The sequence below is a fragment of the Lysobacter sp. Root604 genome, from assembly GCF_001427505.1.
In the GTDB taxonomy this organism is placed as follows: Bacteria; Pseudomonadota; Gammaproteobacteria; order Xanthomonadales; family Xanthomonadaceae; genus Lysobacter.
Genome location: NZ_LMGS01000012.1, coordinates 125,181 through 142,106, shown reverse-complemented (window position 1 = coordinate 142,106; position 16,926 = coordinate 125,181). Strand labels below are relative to the sequence as shown.

The window sequence follows — 16,926 nt, the reverse complement described above, 5'->3', positions numbered from 1 at the left end:
GCGCGGGTATCGGTGCGAACGCGGCCGGCGGCCGGATCGACGACACCGCCGGTCGCGCGAAGGCCGCGCGCTTGCCGCTGCGGCGTCCGGTTTGCGATTGTCGAAGACCTCGGCAGCGTCTATCGTGGCCCGCGCCCCTGCGGCGTTCATCCCCCATCGAAAGGAATCCCATGCTCCGTTCCTCGTTCTGCCTGTTGCTGGCGCTGGCCGCCGCGACGCCGGTTCACGCCGAAAAGATCGCCACGCCCGCCATCGCCGCCCCCGATGTCGCTCACGCTAAGCAATACGCCCAGGACGGCATCAGCGTTTCGCTGCCGGGCAACTGGACGGTGACCGAGAACACCGCCATGGACGAGGGTGGCGGGCGCGCGCTGGGTATCGAGGCTGACAAGCCGGACTTCGAGACCCTGGGCCTGGAAATCACGCTGCAGGTCTATCCCGACGACATCGCGCCGTCGCTGGAGGGCGCGGCCGAGTTCCTGGTCGCGCGCCAGATCGACGGCTCCAAGAACTACAGCGAACCCAAGCACAGCGACTACAAGCTGGGCGGACGTCACCCGGCCATGGTTTCGCGCTACACCCATACCGTGTTCGGCGCCGATTCGCCGTACGCCCAGCGGGTCGACCTGTATGCGCTTAAGCCTTGCGGCGACGGTTGGGTCTGTCTGATCTACGCCCAGACCCTGGCTGCGAACGAGAGCGCCGCCAGCGCCGGCATGGCCAAGCTGTACGAAACCATGAAGTTCGCGCCTGCGCGGGAGTGAGCGCATCCGCGGCGGCGCGCGTTGCGCGCGTCGCTGCATGCCGGTGGGCGCCGCCGCGCGCAGGCGGCGTCCGTCGCGGGCTTCAGGCCCGGTCCGCGATTCGAACGGCGGTGCGGGCGTCAGCGCCGCCTGCGTAGGCGACGGCGTGCCGATCACCAGATCTTCCAGAACGGCTTTTTCCTCGGTGCGGGTTCCTCGGCTTCGCCCTCGGGCGGCGTGTAGCCCAGATACGCAATGGGCTTGCCGCTGAAGCCGTCGATGCCCATCGGCAACGGTTCGAAGTTCCGGCTCAGCCAATCGGCGTGCTGCCGCCGCGCCAGGTCGGCTTCCGTGTTCGTCAGCACCAGGAATCCGTGCGTGTCCGAATCGCTGTAGGAATCGCTGTGCACGAACACGCTGTAGCGGTCTTTGAGGATCTGCGCGACGGACGCGATCATGACGTAGCGGTCGCGACCGCTCCCGGTCAGCGGGATCGCATAGGTCGCGCCGCGATGGACCAGCTCCCGGGGCTCGTCCTCGTCCAGCATGCCGATCGCGTCGTCTTCGGCCAGTTCATCGGAAAAGCCGGTGACCACCTCGGACTCGAACGAGCGCCAGTCGATCCAGATCAGCGCCTCGGACAGATCGTCCTCGTCGAGGGCGACCAGAGTGGCTAGCGGGGTGCGCATGAAGTACTCCTGTAACGCCAAAGGCCGTGAGCGAGCGTTCGGAAAGCCTAGGGCATCCGATCGCAATTTAGCGCCATCCGCTTGCAGCGCGGGCAGGCATTACCGGCATGGAGTTCGACCTTAAGCACGCCCTGTGCGCAACAGGCCGGGCAGGCGGTGGTGGACAGCGTGAAGAGGTCGGACCAGGTCGCGGCGTCGGCGAGCTCGTAGAACTCCAGATACACGCCGCTGCCTTGCAGCCGGACCTGACCCCGCTCGGTGGACACGGCGCACAGCTCCATGCGCTCGCCGTCGGCGGGGCCGCGCGCGCCGCGGGTCGGCACCATGTGCTGCGCCGCGCAGTCGGCGCACACCACGTAGAAATATCCGCCCATCGGCGGGTCGCCGCGATAGCTGCCGTACGAATGATGGCTTGAGAACCGGAACTCGCAGTTCCGGCACTCGCAGGTGCTGCCCCAGAGCGACCCCATGATTCCGATGAGCTCCTTCGGTGCGACCGGCCAGGTGGCCGACTACGCGAACCGATCGGCCAGGGCGTCGGTCGCAGCGACCAGCACGTCCACGATCGCCGGATCCGCCGCGCTGTGCCCGGCCAGCACCACCCGGAACTCGGCTTCGGGCCAGGCCTGGGCGAGGTCGTAGGCGCTCTTCACCGGGCAGATGACGTCGTAGCGGCCCTGCACGATGGTGGCGGGGATATGACGGATGCGGCCGACGTCGCGCAGCAGTTGATCCGGTTCCAGGAACACGTCGTGACGGAAGTAATGCGCTTCGGCGCGCGCCACGCTGATCGCCAGGTGCGGTTCCTCGAAATTGCCGGCCTCGTCGGGATCGTGGATCAAAGTGGTGCTGCCGCCCTCCCAATAGCCCCAGGCCTGGGCGGCGGCCAGGCGCACGGCCGGATCCTCGCTGTCGAGGCGGCGCCAGTAGGCCTCGGTCAGGTGGTCGCGTTCGGCTTCGGGTATGTGCGCGACGTAGCGCTCCCAACGTTCCGGGAAGATCCAGCGCGCGCCGCCGTCGAGTTCGTTGAACCAGCGCAGCTCGCCGGGCCGGCCCAGGAAGATGCCGCGCAGCACCAATCCCAGGCAGCGCTGGGGATGGGCTTGGGCGTAGGCCAGGGCCAGGGTCGATCCCCAGGAGCCGCCGAACACCACCCAGCGGTCGATGCCGAAGTGTTCGCGGATGCGCTCAATGTCGGCGACCAGGTGCCAGGTGGTGTTGTCGCGCAGCTCGGCATGCGGCGTGGATTTGCCGGCGCCGCGCTGGTCGAACAGAACGATGCGGTAGCGCGCCGGATCGAAGAAGCGGCGGTGGTAGGGCGAGACCCCGGCACCGGGGCCGCCGTGCAGGAAGATCACCGGCAGCCCGTCGGGATTGCCGCATTCCTCGATGTGCAGCTCGTGCAGATCGTCGACCGCCAGGCGATGCGTGCGGTAGGGCTGGATCTCGGGGTACAGCTCGCGCATGGCGCCGCTCCTTGGGTGTTGCGCCAAGCATACGGTGAGGCGGCCATGCGGACGATGGTGGGGCGGTAGTCGGGCGGTGGACCGGTAGACAGAGGCGACGCGGGCGATCGAGGGCGAGATTCCTACCCTGTGGGAGCGGCGTAAGCCGCGATCGCGTGGCGGCGTGTCGCGGCGGAGCGTGGCTCGCGTCGTTGGGTGAATTTCGCGATCGCGGCTTACGCCGCTCCCACAGGGAGCAGGGAGGGGCGTCGCGATGCTGGGCTTGCGCCGGAGGGTGAGGTGCGTGGTCGCGGCTTGCGCCGCTCCTACAGGGGGCAGCGAGGGGCGTCGCGATGCTGGGCTTGCGCCGGATGGTGGGGTGCGCGGTCGCGGCTTGCGCCGCTCCTACAGCGGGCGGGTCAGGTTGGTTGCGGTGGATGGTTTGCGCAGGCGGTGGTGGTGCGGCTCAGGCGTGGTCCAGCAGGTGCTGCAACACGGCCTCGCCGTAGCGGTCGAGTTTGCTGGCGCCGATGCCGGGGATCTGCGACAGGTCGTCGAGGTCGTCGGGCGCGGCTTCGGCGATCGCGCGCAAGGTGGCGTCGTGGAAGATCACGTAGGCGGGCACGTTCTGTTCGCGCGCGGTGCTCGAGCGCCATTCGCGCAGGGCGTTGAAGCGCGCCAGCGAGGCCGGGTCGAGGTCGATCATCGGCGCCGCGGCGGCGCCGGCGCGCGGTTTGCGGCTGCGCGCGGTCTTGGGTTGTTCGGTGCGGAAGCGCAGGTCGCGCTCGCCGCGCAGCACCGGGCCGCTGTCGGCGGTGAGGCGCAGGGCGCCGTGGCGTTCGATGTCGGCTTCGAGCAGGCCGCCGGCGACGAGCTGGCGGAACACGCTGCTCCATTGGCGCGCGTCCAGGTCGCTGCCGATGCCCCAGGTGCTGAGGCGGTCGTGGCCGAACTTGAGCGCCTTCTCGGTCTCCACGCCGCGCAGCACATCGATCACATGGCCGGCACCGAAGCGCTGGCCGGTGCGGTACACGCAGGACAGCGCCTTGCGCGCGGCCTGGGTGCCGTCCCAGCTCTGCGGCGGCTCCAGGCAGTTGTCGCAGTTGCCGCAGGCGCCCGGGTGCGGTTCGCCGAACCAGCCCAGCAGCGACTGGCGCCGGCATTGGGTGGATTCGCAATAGCCGAGTAGGGCGTCCAGCTTGCGCAGCTCCAGGCGCTTGCGCTCCTCGCCGGCCTCGCCCTGCTGGATCAGCTGGCGCAGGTTGACCACGTCGCCCAGGCCGTAGCAAAGCCAGGCCTCGGCCGGTTCGCCGTCGCGGCCGGCGCGGCCGGTTTCCTGGTAGTAGCCCTCGATCGACTTGGGCAGATCGATGTGGGCGACGAAGCGCACGTCGGGCTTGTCGATGCCCATGCCGAAGGCGATGGTGGCGACCATGACCACGCCGTCCTCCTGCAGGAAGCGGCGCTGGTTGGCGGCGCGCGTGGCCGCGTCCATGCCGGCGTGGTAGGGCAGGGCGCGGATGCCGGCTTCGACCAGTTGCTCGGCCACCGCGTCCACGCGCCGGCGCGAGAAGGCATAGACGATGCCGCTGTCGCCGCGGTGGGCGGCCAGGAAATCCAGCAGCTGGCGGGTGCCGTTGTCCTTATGGACCACGCGGTAGCGCAGGTTGGGGCGGTCGAAGGAGCTGACGAAGCGGCGCGCGTCTTCCAGGTTCAGGCGTTCGGCGATCTCGCGCTGGGTCGGGGCGTCGGCGGTCGCGGTCAGGGCGATGCGCGGAATCTGCGGCCAGCGCTCGTGCAGTACGGTGAGTTCGCGGTACTCGGGGCGGAAGTCGTGGCCCCATTGCGAAACGCAGTGGGCCTCGTCGATCGCGAACAGGGCGATCGGGGCGCGATCGAGCAGGGACATGAAGCGCCCGGTCAGCAGACGCTCGGGGGCCACGTAGAGCAGGTCGAGTTCGCCGGCCAGGAGCTGGCGTTCGACCTCGGCCGCGGCGGTCGCGTCCAGGGTGGAGTTCAGGAAGGCCGCCTGCACGCCAAGCTGGCGCAGGGCTTCGACCTGGTCCTGCATCAGCGCGATCAGCGGCGAGACCACGATGCCGCAGCCGTCGCGCAGCAGCGAGGGCAGTTGGTAGCACAGCGACTTGCCGCCGCCGGTGGGCATCAGCACCAGGGCGTCGCCGCCCTCGCTGACGTGGTGGACGATCTGCGCCTGTTCGCCGCGGAAGTCGGAATGGCCGAAGGTGCGGCGCAGCAGGTCGAGGGCGTGGTCTGACATGGCGCTAGTGTAACGAGCGTCGCCCTTATGGCCGCTAAGCCGATGCCGTGGCCCGCTGTAGGAATTCGCCGCGGGCGGCCCAGGGCGCGCTATCCGGGGCACGCGGCCGCCACCGGCCGTCGGGGGCGGCGATGGCCGGCGGCCATCGGTGCCTGCCCCTGTGGGAGCGGCGCGAGCCGCGATCAGGTCGGGGCCGCCCGCTGCGCGGACGCCCCGAATCGCGGCTCACGCCGCTCCCACAAGGGGCTAAGGCTAATCGCTTACTGCAGCAGCGAGCGCAGCATCCAGGCGTACTTCTCGTGGGTCTGCAGGCGCTGGGTCAGCAGGTCCTCGGTCGGGGCGTCATCGACGTCGTCGGCCTGGTCGAGTACCTTGCGCGCGGTGCGGCAGACGGCTTCGTTGCCGACCACCAGCTGGCGGACCATCTCGCGCCAGTCGGCGGCGTCGCTCAGGCCCGGTTCTTCCGGGATCGAGCTCAAGCGCACGAACTCGGCGTACGAACCCGGCGCATTGAAGCCCAGCGCGCGGATGCGCTCGGCGATCTCGTCCAGCGCGGTCCACTGCTCGGTGTACTGGGTTTCGAACATCACGTGCAGGGCATTGAACATCGGGCCCGTCACGTTCCAATGGAAGTTGTGGGTCTTCAGGTACAGGGTGTAGCTGTCGGCCAGGAAGCGCGACAGGCCCTCGGCGATCTTCTTGCGATCGGCCGGCGAGATCCCGATATCGATGGATGGCGCGCTGCTGCCCGGCGCGGGCGAGGCGGCCTGCGCCAGCGGCTTGGCGGCCTTGGTCTTACTGGTCTTGCTCTTGTCGGGCTTGGTCGACTTGGCCATGGGGGGGCTCTGTCCTTGTGTGGGGATGCGGATGGGTGGAAAAGGGCGCCGGATAGGGTTTTTCCGGCATTGCGACGACAATAGGCGCTGTCGCCGCCGATGTGAAATGGTTTGTGCCTAGCGCTGCGATGCAGACGATCTATCGATGAAGAACGAGTCCTCCAAACAATCACCTGCCGACGATGCTAGCGCCACGAACGCTAGCGCCGCGTTACGCCAGGCCCGGCGCGCCATCGACGGCGCGATGAGCCGCGATCGCGGCCGCCTGCACGGGCTGTGGTCGCGTTGGAACGGCAAGCCCGCCGATGCGGCCGCGCGCGAGGCGTTCGCGCAGGCCCTGGCGGTGTCGGTGGCGCAGCGCGAGGCGCGCGCCGCCGCCCTGCCCAGCGCGCCGGTGGAGGCCTCGCTGCCGATCGCGGCCGAGGCCGAGCGGATCGTGGCCTTGATCCGCGCGCATCCGGTGGTGGTGATCGCCGGCGAGACCGGTTCGGGCAAAACCACCCAGCTGCCCAAGCTGTGCCTGGCGGCCGGGCGCGGCGCGGCCGGCATGATCGGCTGCACCCAGCCGCGCCGGATCGCCGCGCGCGCGGTGGCGCGGCGCGTGGCCGAGGAGCTGAACACCCCGGTCGGCGGCGCGGTCGGCTACCAGGTGCGCTTCAACGAGAACGTCGGCGAGCGCACCGCGATCAAATTCATGACCGACGGCATCCTGCTGGCGGAGATCCAGTCCGACCGCTGGCTGTCGGCCTACGACACCATCCTGATCGACGAGGCCCACGAACGCAGCCTCAACATCGACTTCCTGCTCGGTTATCTGAAGCAACTGCTCAAGAAGCGTCCCGACCTCAAGCTGATCGTGACCTCGGCGACCATCGATACCGAGCGCTTCGCGGCCCATTTCGACAATGCGCCGGTGGTCAGCGTGGAGGGCCGAGGCTATCCGGTGTCGGTGCGGTATCGTCCTTTGGACGATACGGGAATGGGGAATGGGGAATCGGGAATCGAAAAACCGAGCCGTCGCGAAGCCGCTGCTACGACTCCCGATGCCCGACTCCCGACTCCCGGCCTTTCAGTCAACGACGGCATCGTCGCCGCCTGCGACGAGATCACCCGCGAGGATCCGCGCGGCGATGTGCTGATCTTCCTGTCCGGCGAACGCGAGATCCGCGACGCCCACCAGGCCCTGGAACGGCGAAAATACCGCGAGACCGAAGTGCTGCCGCTGTACGCGCGGCTGTCGGTGCGCGATCAGGACCGGGTGTTCAACCCCGGCCCCAAGCGCCGCATCGTGCTGGCCACCAACGTCGCCGAGACCTCGCTGACGGTGCCGCGCATCCGTTACGTGGTCGACCCCGGCTTGGCGCGGGTAAAGCGCTACAGCCCACGCGGCAAGCTCGACCGCCTGCATATCGAGCCGGTGTCGCAAGCCAGCGCCGACCAGCGCAAGGGCCGCTGTGGCCGCATCAGCGAGGGCACCTGCTACCGGCTCTACAGCGAGGCCGATTTCGAATCGCGGCCGCGCTACACCGATCCGGAAATCCGCCGCGCCGCCCTGGCCGGGGTGATCCTGCGCATGCTCTCGCTGGGTCTGGGCAGCATCGACGGCCGCGCGGGCAAGCGCGCGGGCGATGCAGAAGCCGGCGGCGCGGCGCGCATCATCGAGGACTTCCCGTTCCTGGAGCCGCCCGACAGCCGCGCGATCGCCGACGGCTGGCAGCAGCTGACCGAGTTGGGCGCGGTCGACGAGCAGCGCCGCCTGACCGCGGTCGGCCGCAGCATGGCGCGCCTGCCGGTGGACGTGAAACTGGCGCGCATGCTGGTGGCCGCGCAGGCCCACGGCTGCCTGCGCGAGATGATCGCGATCGCCGCCTTTCTCGGCATCCAGGACCCGCGCGAGCGCCCGGCCGATCAGCGCGGCGCGGCTGACGCCGCGCACGCCGAGTTCGCCGATCCGCGTTCGGAGTTCATCGGCATCCTCAAACTGTGGGACGCCTACCAGAACGCGCACGAGGAGCTGACCCAGTCCAAGCTGCGTAGCTGGTGCGAAAAGCACTTCCTGGGTTTCCTGCGCATGCGCGAATGGCGCGAGCTGCATCGCCAGCTCAAGCTGTTGTGCGAGGAACTGGGCTGGGCGAGCGACCGCGCTCAAGAGCCGTCGGCTCGTGCGGTCGCGAGCGAACGCAGCCGCGACGCCGCGCAGCTGCCGTTACAGCGCCAGGGTCATCGTCAGGGAGGGCAGGCGCGCAAACCCGACGAAGACGCCGCCGGCGGCTACGACGCCTCCGCCTACGCCACCTTGCACCGCGCGCTGCTGGCCGGCCTGCCCAGCCAGATCGGCCAGCGCGGAGACAAGGGCTTTTACGACGGCCCGCGCGGCCGCAAGTTCCAACTGTTCCCGGGGTCGCCGCTGGCCAAGAAGCCGCCGCCGTGGGTGCTGGCCGCGACCTTGCTGGACACCGAGCGGGTGTGGTCGATGACCAACGCCGGGATCGAGCCGGATTGGGCGATCCAGGAGCTGCCGCACCTGCTTGCGCGCCGTTATCACGACCCGCGCTGGGCGCGTTCGCAGGGGCGGGTGGTCGGCAGCGAGCAGATCAGCCTGTTCGGCCTGGTGCTGGCGCCGAAGCGGCCGGTGCACTACGGCGCGCTGTTCCCGGAGGAGAGCCGCGCGATCTTCGCCCGCGATGCCCTGGTCACCGGCGAGATCAACACCCGCGCCGCCTTCCTGCAGCGCAACCTGGCCACGCTTGCGAAGGCGCTGGACGAAGAGGCCAAGCAGCGCCGCGCCGGCCTGGTGGTCGACGAGGAATGGATGGCGCAGTGGTACCTGGACCGGTTGCCCGCGCAGATCCACAACGCGCAGGCCCTGGACGCTTGGTACGCCAAGCTGCCCGCGGCCGAGAAGGCGGCGCTGGAATGGTCCAATGCGGACCTGATGGTCGGCGGCGAGAGCGAGGCCGCGCGGTTCCCGCCTTATCTGCAGCTCGGCAACGCGCGTCTGGCGGTGCGTTATCGCTTCGAGCCGGGCGCGCCCGACGACGGCATGACCCTGGCGGTGCCGCTGCATCTGCTCAACGCGCTGGACCCGGCCCAACTGTCCTGGCTGGCGCCGGGTTTCGTCGCCGACAAGGCGGCAGCGCTGATCAAGTCCTTGCCCAAGACCCTGCGCCGCAATTTCGTGCCGGCGCCGGATTTCGCCAAGGCCTTTCAGCAAGCGCACACCCAGCCCGAGGCCGACGATCTGGCCGGCGCGCTCGCGCGCTTCCTGCGCAAGCTGACCGGCACCGAGGTCGTGGCCACCGACTTCGATCCGAGCGCGATCGAGGCGCATCTGCGCATGAACCTGCGTCTGCTCGATAGCGGCGACGACAAGGGTGGCGGCCGCAAGAGCGAACCGCTAGTGCTGGCCGAGTCGCGCGATCTGGACGAACTGCGCGCGCGCTTCGGCGAGCGCGCCGCGCGCGCATTCGCGGCACGCGCCGCCGACGGCTTGGGCCAGCGCGGTCTGGTCGCGTTCCCGGAGCAGCCGATTCCGGTGTCGGTGCCGGGCGCGGCCGGCGTGCCCGCGTTCCCGGCCCTGCACGACGACGGCGACAGCGTTTCCCTGCGCGTGCACGCCGAGCGCGAGGCCGCGCTGCGCGCGCATCCGGACGGCGTACGCCGATTGCTGGCGATCGCTTTGGCCGACAAGCTCAAGCAGGCGCGCAAGCAACTGCCGGTATCGCCCAAGACCGGTCTGCTGTACGCGGCGATCGAATCGGCCGCGCCGCGCGCTGACGGCCCGCGCGACAGCGACCGTTTGCGCGACGACCTGGCTGGCGGCGCGCTGCGCTCGCTGCTGGGCGACGACGACGAACTGCAGCAAGTGCGCGATGCGGCCGCGTTCGAGGCGCGCCGCGAGACGGCCGCGCGAAAACTGTTCCCGGAAGCGATGGAGCGCCTGCGTCAGGCCGAAGTCATCCTGGGCGCGGTCGCCGAGGCGCGCGCCAAACTGGAATCGCCGTTGATGGGCTGGGCCAGCGGCAACCTCGACGACATGCGCAAGCAACTGGCGACGCTGACCCCGCCGGGCTTCCTGCGCGAGGTGCCGGCCGAGGCGCTGCGTGAATACCCGCGCTACCTCAAGGCCCTGGCGCTGCGCGGCGAGCGCGCCCTGCGCGACCCGGTGCGCGACCAGGCGCGGATGCTGGAGCTCAAGCCTTTCGCCGACGCCCTGGCGGCCGCGAACGCCGCCGGCACGGCCGGATCGACGGGCTGGCAGGCGCTGCGCTGGGACCTGGAGGAACTGCGGGTGTCGCTGTTCGCGCAGGAGCTGGGCGTGCGCGGCGGGGTGTCGCCTAAGAAGCTGGCGAACCGGTTGGCGCAGTTGCGGAATTAGGGCGCGGCGATCAGGCGTTTTCGCTGTTTGCTATTTGCTATTCGTCGTTTCTTCTGCTTTCGCTTTTGCTCGTCATCCCCGCATAGGCGGGGATCCAGTGACTTCGGCGCCATGAGGGCATGCGACTTGGCTCGCCCCAAGCGAAAGTCCTGGGCACGCGCCGGCCGCGCTGAGCGCTGTTGAGAATGCGTCGGCGCTCTGGGTGCCGCCTCCGCGGGGGTGAGGTTTCGGCGGAGCCACGCGCTGCGCGCGTGGGCTGAAACCTCACTTGATGCGCTGCACCCGCGCCTTCGGCAGATCCTCGTCTACCTGCAGGAACCAGCGCCCGCTCACGCCCGGCACCACCACGATCTGCGGACCCTGCATCGGTTTTGTCAGCTTCAGCGCGCCCTTGAGCACGCGCCACTGCTGGCCGTTCTCCAGCGCGAACACCGTGCCCGGCGCCCATTCGGACACCGTGCCGACCAAGCGGCTGCGGATCGGACCGTCGGCGGCACCTTCCAGCAGGCCGGCGTCGTCGCGGGCGGGCGCCGCGCTTGCGTATGCCGGCGTGGCTGCGGGCGGCGCGGCCGCGGCCTCGCGTTCGGCATCCTCGCGCAGCAGGCGGTTGAGCAGGGCCAGCTGCGCCGGGGTCAGCGCGTCCAGGCCGGTCTCGCGCAATTGCTCGGGGCTGAGGCGGCGTTCGACGTCGCGGTAAGCGGTCTGCGCGCCGGCCAGGGCGGGCAGCAGGGCGAGCGCGAGCAGGAGGGCGGTGCGGTGGAATCGACGCATGGATTCGGGCCTGGCGACAGCGGAGTCGGGTACAGGCGCCGTCGCCAGCCGGAATAAGGCGGCAGCAGGCGGCGCGCTCAGGCCGCCCACACTATTGCGGTGGCGTGACAGTTTCTTGACACGGGCGAGGGTGGCCAGCGGCCGCGCAGCCGAGACTGCGGGTGTCGTCGTCAGCGTTGCCGTTCGCTCATCATCTCCGCGAAGGCGGGGTGGGGGCTCGCGAGCCATGCGCTCGGTCTGTAAAGAGCGACCCTGGCGTCGGCGCCATTGGTACGACGCGATTCGTTATTCCGCACCGGCCCGAGCGCATAGCGCTCGGGCGTTCGCGGCTACGCGAGCCGGAGGCTCGCAGGCGCATCCGTTTACCCCCGCCTGCGCGGGGGTGACAGCAATGGCAAGGCCTTGCGCCGCGCGCACGGGAGTGCGTTGGCGCTCTGGCCCACCTTGCCTGGGCAGGGGTGACGCAATGGCAAAGCCGCACGCTGCGCGCACGGGAGTGCGTTGGCGCTCTGGACCCCCGCCTGCGCGGGGGGACGCAATGGCAAAGCCGTGCGCTGTGCGCACGGGAGTGCGTTGGCGCTCTGGACCCCCGCCTACGCGGGGGTGAGGCAATGGCAAAGCCGTGCGCTGCGCGCACGGGAGTGCGTTGGCGCTCTGGACCCCCGCCTGCGCGGGGGTGACGCAATGGCAAAGCCGTGCGCTGCGCGCACGGGCCATTGCGTCACTTGATGCGCTGGACCTTGGCGCGGGCGTTGTAACCCTGCACCGACAGATACCAGACGTTGCCGATCAGGCCCGGATTGATCTTCACTTCCGGATTGCTGAGCTTCACGCCGGCCAGCGAGGCGTCGTCGGACTGTTGCCAGACCTGGCCGTTGTCGAGCGTGTACTGACGGCCGCGGCCGAAACCGCGGAACTCGCCGCTGATGCGCGAGGCGATCGGGTCGCTGGAACCGCCGAAGTTGAAGAAACCGCGGTGCTCGGTTTCGATCACTTCCTTGGCGCTCTTGGCGGCCTTGGCGCTCTCGTCGCCGATCTTGCGGTTGAGCCAGTCGTTGAGGCGGCCCAGCTCTTCCGCGCTGAGCTTGTCCAGGCCCGCGGCCTTGAACTGCTCGGGCGTCATCTCCTGTTGGATCGGCGGCAGCGATTGGGCGAAAGCCGCAAGCGGTGCCAGCGCGAGCAGGGTGGCGACGATCAGCGGACGGGTGCGGAGCATGTGCTGTTCCTCGGGTCGGTTGGCGGCTAGTGTAGACGCTCCCCCAAACCGCTTCGATCCCGATACGCAATCCGCGATGAACGCATCGCCTTCCGCCCCCGCTCCGGTCCAGACCACGCTTGCGCACGCCTCGGCGGCGACGATCGCCGGCCCGCTGCGGCAGCGCCTGGACCAGGCCGCGCTGGACCCGGCCGCCGCGCGCGATGCGCTGGACGCACCGCCGGTGGTCGCGGCCACCCTGGACGCGCTGGGCCTGCTTGGCGCCGACGGCGACACCGTCGCGGCCGCGCTGCTGCACGCCTATCCTGGGCTGGCGGCGGCGCTGGGCACAGCGCTGGACAAGCAGTTCCCGGCGGTGGCGGCCCTGCTCGACGGCCAGCGCGCCGCCGCCCAGGTCTGGACCCTGCACGCCGAGCACGGCGGGCGCTCCGGTCACGAAGGCCTGCGCCGGCTGTTGCTGGCGATCGTGCGCGACCTGCGGGTGGTGCCGATCCTGCTCGCGCGCCAGCTCGCGCGCATGCGCAACGCCGACGCCCTGGCGCCGGACGCGCGCCGCGAACTGGCCGCGCTGACTCGCGACATCCACGCCCCGCTGGCCAACCGGCTCGGCATCTGGCAGCTCAAATGGGAGCTGGAGGACCTGGCGTTCCGCTATCTGGAACCGCAGACCTACCAGAAGATCGCGCGCCTGCTCGACGAGAAGCGCGGCGACCGCGAGCGCTACATCGAACAGGTCAAACGCACCTTGCGCGGGGCCTTGGCCGCGGCCGGCCTGCAGGGCGCGGAGGTCGCCGGCCGGCCCAAGCACATCTACAGCATCTGGAAGAAGATGCAGCGCAAGGACGTGCCGATCGGCGAGCTCTACGATCTGCGCGCGGTACGGGTCATGGTCGAAGACCTGGCCGCCTGCTACACCGCGCTGGGCGTGGTCCACGCCCAGTGGGCGCCGATCCCCAGCGAGTTCGACGACTACATCGCCCGGCCCAAGCGCAACGACTACCGCTCGCTGCACACCGCCGTGGTCGGGCCGGAAGGCAAGACCCTGGAAGTGCAGATCCGCACACACGACATGCACCGCCAGGCCGAACTCGGCGTGGCCGCGCATTGGAAGTACAAGGAGGTCGGCAGCCAGGCCGCCGACGCCTCCTTCGACCGCAAGATCGCCTGGATGCGCAAGCTGCTCGACGCCCATGGCGAGGGCGGCCGCGACGGCGGCGACGCGACCCTGGCCGGCGAGCTCGACACCGAGCTGGTCGAGGACCGGGTCTACGTGCTCACCCCCAAGGGCGAGGTGATCGACCTGCCGACCGGGGCGACGCCGCTGGATTTCGCCTATCACGTCCACACCGAGGTCGGGCACCGCTGCCGCGGCGCCAAGGTCGACGGCCGCATCGTGCCGCTGGACCACAAGCTGCGCAGCGGCGACCGCGTCGAGATCCTGACCGCCAAGACCGGCGAACCGCGCCGCGACTGGCTGGTCGCGGCCAACGGTTTCCTCGCCAGCGGACGCTCGCGCGACAAGGTCCGGGCCTGGTTCCACAAGCTCGACCGCGCGCGCAACGAACAGGCCGGGCGCGAGCTGCTGGACAAGGAACTGCGCCGGCTAGGCCTGCTCGGCGCCGACCTGGCGCCCGCGCGCGAACGCTTCAACCTCGGCAACGACGCCGAACTCTACGTGCAGGTCGCGCTGGGCGATCTGGGCCCGCATCAGGTCGGACGCGCCTTGCACGAACACGAGCGCGCGGCGGCTGCGCCAGCGCCGGCGACCGGCACCACCACCCTGGCGCCGGTGCCGCGCCGGCGCCCCAGCAAGAGCACCGACTTCACCGTTGAAGGCGTCGGCAACCTGCTGGTGCAGCTGGCGCGCTGCTGCCAGCCGTTGCCAGGCGAGCCCATCGTCGGCTACCTCACCCGCGGCCGCGGCGTCAGCGTGCACCGGCCCGGCTGCGCCGCGTTCGAGCGCCTGGCCGCGGGCCAGCCGCAGCGCGTGCTGCCGGTGGAATGGGGGCGCAAGGGCAGCGGCTACGAGACCGACATCGAAGTACTGGCGCTGGACCGCAAGTGGCTGCTGAAGGAAGTCACCAATCTGATCGCGCAGGGCAACGCCCATGTGGTCAGCATCCGCAGCGACGTCGAACGCAGCGGCGCGCGCGTGCGCCTGCGTCTGCGCCTGCGCGTGGCCGACTACGGCCAGCTCTCGACCCTGCTGGGCAAGCTGTCCTCGCTGCCCGGCGTGGAGCAGGCGCAGCGCTGCTGAGGCGCGTCCGGCGCCTCGCCATCCCGCGCCCGCCGCCACCGTCACTCAGACGCAGCCGCGACGGGGCTATGCTTCGGCCGTGACGTCAGAACGCCCGCCCCGCAACGACCGCAACCCGCCCCCCGGCGCGCGCACGCCGGCCACCGCGCCGGCGCGGATCGAGCCCGAATTCGGGCCTTGGAACGAGCTGCGTTTCGATCGCCGCGAACGCCCGCAGCGGACGCCGGCTGCGCGGCCCTGGTTCGGCTGGGGTGCGGCGGGGTTGGTGATGCTGGTCCTGCTCGCGCTGGTGCTGTTGCGCCGTCCGCTGTCGGACCGGTTGTGGCCGGATTCGCGCCTGCAGCAACTGCGCAGCGACGCCGCCCAGGCTTTGCGCGAAGGCCGCCTGAGTTCCGCCGACGGCCGCGGCGCGCGCCAACTCTATGAGGCCGCGTTGGCCCTGGACCCGGACCGCGACGAAGCGCGCGCCGGCCTGACCCAGGTCGGCCAGGCCGCGCTGGCGCAGGCCGAACGCGCGATCGCGCAGCGCCGCTACGCCGATGCCCACAGCGCCCTGACCCTGGCCGCCGAACTGGCGGTGCCGCGTGCGCAGGCCGAGGCGCTGGAGCGGCGCCTGCGCGCGCGCGAAGCCGCCGACGCCGGCCTGGACCAGTTGCTCGCGCAGGCCGCCAGCGCGCGCGCGGCCGGCCACCTCGACGACGGCGAAAGCGCCGCCCTGCCGCTGTACCAGCGCGTGCTGGCGCTGCAGCCCGAGCGCGTCGAAGCCCTGGAGGGCCGCGAGGACACCCTGGCCGATCTGTTGCAGCAGGCGCGTCAGGCCCTGGCCCACGGCGACCTGCTGGCCGGCGCCGCGCGCATCCGCCGCGTCCAGGCCGCCGACGCCGGCCACAGCGAACTGCCCGACGCGCTGACCGACCTCGCGCGCCGCGCCGATGCCGGCCGCGGCGAGGCCGAGCGCGCGCTGCGCCGCGGCCGTTTGCCAGAGGCTGCCGCGGGCTATCGCGAGATCCTGACGGCGCTGCCCGACGACGCCGCGGCCCAGCGCGGCTTGAGCGCGGTCGCGACGGCATACGCGCAACGCAGCGAACGCCAGGCCGCGGATTTCCGTTTCGACGAGGCGGCCGCCGCACTGCGCGAGGCCGACGCGATCGCGCCGGCGACCCCGGCGGTGAGCGAGGCGCGCCAGCACCTGGAACGCGCGCGCCAGTCGCGCAAACGCCTGGGCGGCGAGCTGCCGCTCGCGCAGCGCCAGCAGCGTCTGCACCGCCTGCTCGACGAGGCCGCGGCGGCCGAGGCGCGCGGCGAACTGCTGGCGCCGCCCGGCGACAGCGCCTACGACAAGCTGCGCGCGGCGCAGGCGATCGCGCCGCAGGATCCCAAGGTGCGCGCCGCCGCCGCCCGCCTGCTGCCGGCAGCGCGGCGCTGTTTCGAGGATGAGTTACGCGGCAATCGCCTCAGCCGCGCCGGCGAATGCCTGGACGCGCGCCGCGCGCTGGAAGGCGAGGGCGCGGCGCTGGGCGATGCGCGCCGGCGCCTGGCCCAGCGCTGGATCGCGGTCGGCGACGAGCGCCTGGGCGCGGGCGAGTTGCGCGCGGCGCAATCGGCGCTGGACGCGGCGCGCCGCTTGGACCCGGGGGCGGCGGGTCTGGAAGATTTCGCCAAGCGCGTGCGCGCGGCTGCGCCTGGGGCGAACTGAGCGCGGTCGGCGCTCCATGCGGGCCGCTTTCTCTGCTCCTAACTCCCTCCTTTCGAAAAGGAGGGTTGGGGAGGATTTGCTCCTGCTGTTGCTTGTGCGGGTTCTTCACGGAAGTCAAAGGCTTCCGCCCGCTGCGCATGCGGGTCACTTTCTCTGTGCTTATAGCTCCCTCCTTTGAAAAAGGAGGGTTGGGGAGGATTTGCTGTTGCTTGGCTTTGCGTCTGTTTTTCACGAAGGTCAAAGGCTTCCGCCTGCTGAAAGTAACCAAAGAGAAGGGCTAGCGTGACCAACCCTCCCCTGCGAGTTCGAGGCTTTCGCCGGGATTTTTCGAATGGACATCCCTGTCCATTCGAAAAACGGCGCGCGTCCTGCGCGCCACCCTTCGGGTCTACGGTTGGTCGTGTGGGTGCGTTGCTTTTGGACTTCAATGCTGCGGCAACGGCAACGGCAACGGCAACGGCAACGGCAACGGCAACGGCAACGGCAACGGCACGCGCCATGCCGGTCGTAGGATGTGGTGAGCCGGAGGCGAACCGCATCGTTCGCGCGGTGTGGCAGGGCGTCGGGAAATCGGCTTGCGATCTGCCGGCGTTCGCCGCAACGCGGCGCTGCGTTTG

At 70.5% G+C, this 16,926-nt stretch carries 11 protein-coding genes; 4 read left to right on the top strand and 7 right to left on the bottom strand.

Annotated elements, in window-relative coordinates:
* Positions 1-170 precede the first annotated feature (170 nt).
* Positions 171-764, top strand: a complete 594-nt coding sequence (locus ASD69_RS19210) for a hypothetical protein (protein ID WP_056182330.1) — start codon at positions 171-173, stop codon at positions 762-764.
* A gap of 152 nt (positions 765-916) precedes the next feature.
* Here ASD69_RS19210 and ASD69_RS19205 read toward each other — a convergent pair whose 3' ends face one another.
* The 5 genes from ASD69_RS19205 to ASD69_RS19185 all read right to left on the bottom strand — a co-directional run bounded on the left by ASD69_RS19205 (position 917) and on the right by ASD69_RS19185 (position 5,991).
* Entirely contained in the window at positions 917-1,432 is a 516-nt protein-coding gene (locus ASD69_RS19205) for a hypothetical protein (protein WP_056182326.1), read from the bottom strand.
* 47 nt (positions 1,433-1,479) lie between these two features.
* Positions 1,480-1,902 (bottom strand): hypothetical protein, encoded by a 423-nt coding sequence (locus ASD69_RS19200; RefSeq protein WP_157499335.1) that lies wholly within the window; start codon positions 1,900-1,902, stop codon positions 1,480-1,482.
* A gap of 42 nt (positions 1,903-1,944) precedes the next feature.
* Positions 1,945-2,898, bottom strand: coding sequence for a prolyl aminopeptidase (gene pip, locus ASD69_RS19195; RefSeq protein ID WP_056182318.1), 954 nt, complete (start codon positions 2,896-2,898; stop codon positions 1,945-1,947).
* 445 nt (positions 2,899-3,343) lie between these two features.
* Positions 3,344-5,155 (bottom strand): DNA helicase RecQ, encoded by a 1,812-nt coding sequence (gene recQ / locus ASD69_RS19190; RefSeq protein WP_056182317.1) that lies wholly within the window; start codon positions 5,153-5,155, stop codon positions 3,344-3,346.
* A 260-nt stretch (positions 5,156-5,415) separates the two neighbouring features.
* The gene (locus ASD69_RS19185; RefSeq protein WP_056182314.1) at positions 5,416-5,991 is read right to left on the bottom strand and encodes a Dps family protein; all 576 of its coding nucleotides are present in this window, start codon (positions 5,989-5,991) and stop codon (positions 5,416-5,418) included.
* A 145-nt stretch (positions 5,992-6,136) separates the two neighbouring features.
* Between ASD69_RS19185 and hrpA the strand changes: the two genes are divergently transcribed.
* On the top strand, positions 6,137-10,369 hold the full coding sequence (hrpA, locus tag ASD69_RS19180; protein WP_056182313.1) for an ATP-dependent RNA helicase HrpA: 4,233 nt from the start codon (positions 6,137-6,139) through the stop codon (positions 10,367-10,369).
* A gap of 264 nt (positions 10,370-10,633) precedes the next feature.
* On the opposite strand, the gene ASD69_RS19175 is transcribed toward hrpA, so the two are convergent.
* Together ASD69_RS19175 and ASD69_RS19170 are read right to left on the bottom strand one after the other, a co-directional pair.
* On the bottom strand, positions 10,634-11,140 hold the full coding sequence (locus ASD69_RS19175) for a hypothetical protein (protein WP_056182310.1): 507 nt from the start codon (positions 11,138-11,140) through the stop codon (positions 10,634-10,636).
* 721 nt (positions 11,141-11,861) lie between these two features.
* Entirely contained in the window at positions 11,862-12,356 is a 495-nt protein-coding gene (locus ASD69_RS19170; protein WP_056182307.1) for a hypothetical protein, read from the bottom strand.
* Between the two features lie 76 nt (positions 12,357-12,432).
* On the opposite strand from ASD69_RS19170, the gene ASD69_RS19165 reads away from it, so the two are divergent.
* Together ASD69_RS19165 and ASD69_RS19160 are read left to right on the top strand one after the other, a co-directional pair.
* On the top strand, positions 12,433-14,613 hold the full coding sequence (locus ASD69_RS19165; RefSeq protein WP_056182304.1) for a bifunctional (p)ppGpp synthetase/guanosine-3',5'-bis(diphosphate) 3'-pyrophosphohydrolase: 2,181 nt from the start codon (positions 12,433-12,435) through the stop codon (positions 14,611-14,613).
* A 268-nt stretch (positions 14,614-14,881) separates the two neighbouring features.
* The gene (locus ASD69_RS19160; protein ID WP_056182572.1) at positions 14,882-16,309 is read left to right on the top strand and encodes a hypothetical protein; all 1,428 of its coding nucleotides are present in this window, start codon (positions 14,882-14,884) and stop codon (positions 16,307-16,309) included.
* The last annotated feature ends 617 nt before the right edge of the window (positions 16,310-16,926 follow it).

Bases quoted from the DNA above. Each gene is read 5' to 3' on its own strand.
- ASD69_RS19175 (WP_056182310.1), bottom strand. From the start codon at position 11,140: ATGCGTCGATTCCACCGCACCGCCCTCCTGCTCGCGCTCGCCCTGCTG.
- pip (WP_056182318.1), bottom strand. From the start codon at position 2,898: ATGCGCGAGCTGTACCCCGAGATCCAGCCCTACCGCACGCATCGCCTG.
- recQ (WP_056182317.1), bottom strand. From the start codon at position 5,155: ATGTCAGACCACGCCCTCGACCTGCTGCGCCGCACCTTCGGCCATTCC.
- ASD69_RS19185 (WP_056182314.1), bottom strand. From the start codon at position 5,991: ATGGCCAAGTCGACCAAGCCCGACAAGAGCAAGACCAGTAAGACCAAG.
- ASD69_RS19170 (WP_056182307.1), bottom strand. From the start codon at position 12,356: ATGCTCCGCACCCGTCCGCTGATCGTCGCCACCCTGCTCGCGCTGGCA.
- ASD69_RS19210 (WP_056182330.1), top strand. From the start codon at position 171: ATGCTCCGTTCCTCGTTCTGCCTGTTGCTGGCGCTGGCCGCCGCGACG.
- ASD69_RS19200 (WP_157499335.1), bottom strand. From the start codon at position 1,902: ATGGGGTCGCTCTGGGGCAGCACCTGCGAGTGCCGGAACTGCGAGTTC.
- hrpA (WP_056182313.1), top strand. From the start codon at position 6,137: ATGAAGAACGAGTCCTCCAAACAATCACCTGCCGACGATGCTAGCGCC.
- ASD69_RS19165 (WP_056182304.1), top strand. From the start codon at position 12,433: ATGAACGCATCGCCTTCCGCCCCCGCTCCGGTCCAGACCACGCTTGCG.
- ASD69_RS19205 (WP_056182326.1), bottom strand. From the start codon at position 1,432: ATGCGCACCCCGCTAGCCACTCTGGTCGCCCTCGACGAGGACGATCTG.
- ASD69_RS19160 (WP_056182572.1), top strand. From the start codon at position 14,882: ATGCTGGTCCTGCTCGCGCTGGTGCTGTTGCGCCGTCCGCTGTCGGAC.